We start from the raw sequence: 5,215 nt of genomic DNA, 5'->3' as shown, positions 1-5,215 counted from the left end.
CGGCTCCCCCCCCTTGCCTGGGGGGTGCTTTTTCCCCCCCACCCGCGCCGGGGGGGCCTAAAACCCCCCCCCCCTCGACGGCGAAGGGGTGGTCAGCGGGAGCGCGGGTCGTTCCCGGCGCGGGTGCTGACGACGAGGCCGAGCTCATCGGCGACGTCGTCCCAGGCGACGTACGAGAACCCGGTGGCGTCGCCGCGGCCCGGCTCGACGTCGGCGCCGGTCTCCGGCTCGTCGTGGGTGACGAGCAGGCCCTGGCGGTACGGCTCGACGGGGCGGTTCGTCACGGCGAGTCCGTCGGAGCCGTTGACCTCGTCCACGCCGCCCGTCCCCGCGACGCGGAAGGAGCCGACGGCCTGGTTGCGGCCCGTCGTGGAGTAGACGGCGTAGGTGTCGTCGCCCTGGCTGGACACGATGACGTACCCCGCGCGGCCGGGCCCGTGGTAGACGTCGACCCCCTCCGCGTCGGCGGTGAGCAGGTCGCCGCCGAACGGGTTCGCGGCGACGGCCTCCGCCTCGGACGAGCCGTCGGCGGGGGAGCACTCCTCGGTCTCGGGGTCGTAGGCGTCCTCGACGCCGAAGTCGGTGACCGTGTCGACGAGCCGCGGCTCGCCGGACCCCAGCGGCAGCGGCAGGCGCCACAGGCCGACGTCCTCCTGCGCGGCGTACAGGGTGCCGGTGCGCTGGTCGACGGAGAGCCCCTCGAGCTGCGGCCCCACGCCCGGCTCCTCGCACGCCGTCCACGTGCTGCCGTCGGGCAGGTCGAACGACGCGGGCAGGTCGAGGTGGTCGACGTCCGTGTACCCGACCTTGCCGTCGGCGCGGGGGACGAGGCGGGCCGTCGCGACCGCCGTCGTGCCCTCCTGCGTGACGACCGCGTACGCCTCGCCGTCGCGGGGCTGCCACACCGCCAGCCCGTACGCGGTGTGCTCGGAGTCGACGCCCGCCCGGTCGGGCTGGAAGAGGAACGGCTGCTCCGCCGCGGTGATCTCGGTGAGCGGCACGTCGGCGGCGGCGCCGTCCGGGTCGACCGCGAAGAACCGGAGCTGGTCGTTGTACCGGTCGGACACCACGGCGACGTCCACGGTCTCGCCGCCCACGCGCAGGCCGTAGGCGAGGTCCACGTTGTTGTACCGGCCGGCGACGCCGTCCGCCCGCGGCGCCGGGTCCGCGGCCAGCGCCTGCAGCTCGCGGCCGGCCGTGTCGTACACGCGCAGGCCGCCCTCCTTGGCGGTCGCGAGGACCAGCGAGTCCCGGGAGCCGCCCGGGTGCACCCAGATCGCGGGGTCGTCGCCGGACGCGTCGCCGCCCGCCTCGTCGTCGTACAGCACGGGCGTCTCGACGTCGGTCGTCACGGTCGCGACGTCGCGACCGGGGCGGTCGTGGCCGTGACCGGGCCCGTGGCCCCACGCCGCGGACGCGGGCACGACGGCGAGGGCGGGGAGCAGCAGCAGCGCCGGCAGGGCGCGTCGGGGGGATCGCATGGACCCCGAGCGTGCCGGGCGCCGTTGGCCGGGCGGTGGCGCCCTCGTGAACGGTGGCCGAACACCCGCCCGGGTCAGGGCCGCGCGGAGAACCGCTCCAGCAGGTCGGCGTGGCCGGAGCAGACGAGCAGGTCGTTGGCGCTCACGCGCGTCTCGGGCGTCGCGTACTGGAACTCCACGCCGGGCGACTTCACGCCGATGACGGTGACGCCGTACCGCTTGCGGATGTCCGACTGGGCGAGCGTGAAGCCCTGCATCTCCTTCGGCGGCCGCATCTTGACGATGGTGAAGCCGTCCTCCACCTCGATGTAGTCGAGCATCTTGCCGCTCACGAGGTGCGCCACGCGGGAGCCGGCGTCGGCCTCGGGGTAGACGACGTGGTGCGCGCCGATGCGGGTGAGGATGCGGCCGTGCTCCGCGGAGATCGCCTTGGCCCAGATCTGCGGCGTGCCGAGGTCCACCAGGTTGGCGGTGATGAGCACCGACGCCTCGAGCTCCGTGCCGACGCCGACCACGGCGACGCCGAAGTCCTTGGCGCCGAGCTGGACCAGGGCCTCCGACTCCGAGGCGTCCGCCTCGACCAGGGGCAGGCGACCGGACCACTGCGCGACGAGCTTCTCGTCACGCTCGACGGCGAGCACGTCCTGACCGAGCCGGTCCAGCACCGTCGCGAGGGAGGAGCCGAAGCGGCCCAGGCCGATCACGAGCACGCCCGCGTCGCGCGCGGGTGCCTTCTTGTCCGCCACGGTTCTCCTCTGTCGGCCGGGTCGCCGGCCGGGTCGTCGGTACGGGTCACCCGATGATCGGGCGCTCCTCGGGGAAGCGTACGATGCGTCGCCGGTCGCGCAGGGCCAGGGCGCCGAGCAGCGAGATGACGCCCACGCGGCCGACGAACATGAGACCCGCGAGCAGGTACTTCGCGCCGTCGGGCAGGGCCGCGGTGACGCCGGTGGACAGGCCCACGGTGGCGTAGGCGGAGATCACCTCGAACAGCGCCTCGGACAGCCGCAGGTCGGTCATGCGCAGCAGCGCGAGGCACGAGACGAGCACGGCGGTGGCGCCCACGAAGACCACCGCGATGGACAGCCGCAGGGTGTCGCGGGGGATGCGCCGGCCGAACACCTCGGTGTCGGCGTCGCCGCGCGCCTCGGCGACGATCGCGAGCAGCATGACGGCGAACGTCGTGACCTTGATGCCGCCCGCGGTCGACGCCGAGCCGCCGCCCACGAACATCAGGGCGTCCGTGAGCAGCCACGTCTCCTGGGTCATCTCGTGCACGGGCACGGAGCTGAACCCGGCCGACCGCGGCATCACCGACGCGAAGACCGACGACAGGATCTTGGTGGAGAAGCTCTGCTCGCCGAAGGTGGCGGGGTTGTTCCACTCCAGCGCGCCGATGAGGATCGCCCCGGACACGAGGAGCGCGAGGCTCGTGGTCACGGTGAGCTTGGTGTGCAGCGACAGGGCCCGCACCCAGTGCTTGTGCTTGCGCCGGCGGTTGGTGATCACGTTGAGGATGACGGGGAAGCCGAGCGAGCCGATGAACACGCCGAGCGCGATCGGCACCAGCACGAACCAGTCCGACGCGAAGGGGAGCAGGCCGTCCGGGGTGGGCACGAAGCCGGCGTTGTTGAACGACGAGATGCCGTAGAACAGGGCGTGCCACGCGGCGGTCCCGGCGTGGTCGCCGAGGACGAGGAACCGGGGGAACAGCAGCAGCGACAGGATCAGCTCGATGCTGGTGGCGGTGATGATGATCGTCTGCAGGAGGGCGCCGACCTCGCCGAGCCGCTCCGTCTTCGTCTCCGAGGCGGTGAGGAGCTTCTGCGTGAGGCCCAGCCGGCGCGACACGGCGAGGCCCAGCAGCGAGGCGAGCGTCATCACGCCCAGGCCGCCCACCTTGATGCCCACGAGGATGACGACGTGCCCGAACTCCGACCAGTAGGTCGCGGTGTCCTGCACGACGAGGCCCGTGACGCAGACGGCCGAGGTCGCCGTGAAGAGGGCGTCGACGACGGAGGCGCCGCGGCCGGACGCCGTCGCCCAGGGGGTGAGGAGCAGCAGCCAGATGACGGTGATGACGGCGGCGAACACCGTCATCGCGAGCCGGGCGGGGTACTCGCGGGCGGCGCGGTTCGCCCATCCGCGCAGCGCGAGCGCGCGACCGCCCCAGCTCCCCGGCACCCTGTCCCCTTCCGCCCCTCAGTCGCTGGGCACAGCCTGCCACGGCGTCGGCTACCGTGACGGGATGCGCGTCGCCCGGCTGCTGTGGAGCCCCGAGCTCCTGCGTTACGACTTCGGCCCCGGGCACCCCATGGCGCCCGCCCGCCTCGACCTCACGATGCGGCTCGTGGCGGACCTCGGCCTGCTCGACGAGCCCACGCTGGAGCTCGCGGACGTCGAGCCCGCCCCCGACGCGCTCATCGAGACGGTGCACGACGCCGCCTACGTCGCAGCGGTGCGGCGCGCGGCCGCCGACGGCACCGCCGACCCGGCGCGCGGCCTCGGCACCGAGGACGACCCGGTGTTCCCGGCGATGCACGAGGCCGCGGCGCGCCTCGTGGCGGCGTCGGTGGACGCGGCGGAGTCGGTCTGGTCGGGGCACGTGGCCCACGGCGTGAACATCGCGGGCGGCATGCACCACGCCCAGCGCGGCGCGGCGTCCGGCTTCTGCATCTACAACGACGCCGCGGCGGCCGTGCGGCGCCTGCTCGACCTCGGGGCCGAGCGGGTCGCGTACGTCGACCTGGACGCGCACCACGGCGACGGTGTCGAGGCGATCTTCTGGGACGACCCGCGGGTGCTCACCGTCTCCGTGCACCAGGACGGGCACACGCTCTTCCCGGGCAGCGGGAACGCCGGCGACACGGGCGGGACGGCGGCCCAGGGCACCGCGGTGAACGTGGCGCTGCCGCCGCGCACCGACGGCGCGCACTGGCTGCGCGCGGTGGACGCCGTCGTGCCCGCCGTGGTGCGCGAGTTCCGGCCGCAGGTGATCGTGTCGCAGCACGGCTGCGACGCGCACGGCAACGACCCGCTCACCGACCTGAACGTGGGCGTCGCCGCGCAGCGGACGGCCGCGCGCTGGGTGCACGAGCTCGCGCACGAGCTGGCCGACGGCCGCTGGGTCGCCCTCGGTGGCGGCGGGTACGCGGTGGTCGACGTGGTGCCGCTGGTGTGGGCGAGCCTGGTGGCGGAGGCGGCGCACGCGCCGCTGGCGATCGGCATCGAGCTGCCGGAGTCCTGGCGGCGGGAGGTCGAGGAGCTGTCCGGGCTGGACCCGGCCGAGCGCCTGGGCAGCGGCGACGTCGAGTGGCGACCCTGGTCGGACGGCTACGACCCGGCCGACGACGTCGACCGCGCGGTCCTCGCCACCCGGCGGCACGTGTTCCCCGTGTGGGGCCTCGACCCGTACCGCGACTGACGTCACGACGCCGGTCGGACGGGCGCCGGTCGGGAGGGCGCCGGGCATCGGGTACCCTGGGGGACGGACTTTTCCGCGTTGGTCGGCTGCTCCTGGAGACAGGGCTCCTGGGACCAACCGTGTTCCACCGACCGACAAGCATTGTGAGGACCTCATGGGCTCCGTCATCAAGAAGCGCCGCAAGCGCATGGCGAAGAAGAAGCACCGCAAGCTGCTGCGGAAGACGCGTCACCAGCGTCGCAACAAGAAGTGACGCCGTCCGCCTGACGGCGGACAGCGTGCACGAACGGGCCCGGCACCTCCACGGAGG

General features: G+C 73.8%; 5 protein-coding genes. 2 read left to right on the top strand and 3 right to left on the bottom strand.

Going from position 1 to position 5,215, the window contains the following annotated elements:
* Positions 1-92: 92 nt before the first annotated feature.
* The 3 genes from ACFWEK_RS18730 to ACFWEK_RS18720 form a co-directional block, all read right to left on the bottom strand.
* Positions 93-1,481, bottom strand: coding sequence for a phytase (locus ACFWEK_RS18730; protein WP_430555015.1), 1,389 nt, complete (start codon positions 1,479-1,481; stop codon positions 93-95).
* Positions 1,482-1,555: 74 nt separating this feature from the next.
* On the bottom strand, positions 1,556-2,227 hold the full coding sequence (locus ACFWEK_RS18725) for a potassium channel family protein (protein WP_429764974.1): 672 nt from the start codon (positions 2,225-2,227) through the stop codon (positions 1,556-1,558).
* A 46-nt stretch (positions 2,228-2,273) separates the two neighbouring features.
* Positions 2,274-3,665 carry a TrkH family potassium uptake protein gene (locus ACFWEK_RS18720; RefSeq protein WP_430547740.1) on the bottom strand — a complete coding sequence of 464 codons (1,392 nt, stop codon included), beginning with the start codon at positions 3,663-3,665 and terminating at the stop codon, positions 2,274-2,276.
* Between the two features lie 64 nt (positions 3,666-3,729).
* Between ACFWEK_RS18720 and ACFWEK_RS18715 the strand changes: the two genes are divergently transcribed.
* Together ACFWEK_RS18715 and ACFWEK_RS18710 are read left to right on the top strand one after the other, a co-directional pair.
* Positions 3,730-4,905, top strand: a complete 1,176-nt coding sequence (locus ACFWEK_RS18715; protein ID WP_430547741.1) for an acetoin utilization protein AcuC — start codon at positions 3,730-3,732, stop codon at positions 4,903-4,905.
* Positions 4,906-5,059: 154 nt separating this feature from the next.
* Positions 5,060-5,158 carry a 30S ribosomal protein bS22 gene (locus ACFWEK_RS18710; RefSeq protein ID WP_003792170.1) on the top strand — a complete coding sequence of 33 codons (99 nt, stop codon included), beginning with the start codon at positions 5,060-5,062 and terminating at the stop codon, positions 5,156-5,158.
* Positions 5,159-5,215 lie beyond the last annotated feature (57 nt).

The sequence above is a fragment of the Isoptericola sp. NPDC060257 genome, assembly GCF_042726645.1.
Taxonomy (GTDB): Bacteria; Actinomycetota; Actinomycetes; order Actinomycetales; family Cellulomonadaceae; genus Isoptericola; species Isoptericola nanjingensis.
This window is presented reverse-complemented; position numbering and strand designations above follow the sequence as displayed.